Source organism: Neobacillus drentensis (assembly GCF_036966985.1).
In the GTDB taxonomy this organism is placed as follows: Bacteria; Bacillota; Bacilli; order Bacillales; family Cytobacillaceae; genus Neobacillus; species Neobacillus drentensis_E.
Window position 1 is genome coordinate 1 of record NZ_JBALSN010000100.1, and the last position, 206, is coordinate 206.

General features: G+C 31.1%; 1 riboswitch.

From position 1 onward, the window contains the following. Positions 1–77, bottom strand: a riboswitch (glycine riboswitch). This riboswitch is flagged as partial in the annotation. Positions 78–206 lie beyond the last annotated feature (129 nt).

The following is a 206-nucleotide window of genomic DNA, read 5'->3' on the forward strand; positions in this document are numbered from 1 at the left end:
GAGAGATTAATTCCAAGGATTTTATGGAACTTGCTCCGTCGGCGGCGACATTCGTCACTCTCTCCCAATACAATCAACCGTAAAATATTTAATTATGTATAAAAAATTTGTCAAACTTCAGAAGCATAAATTGTCTAAAACTTGAAAGCGTATTCACAAAATAATAATCTCACAGACTTATTCCTATGTCAATAAAATAATAAAAA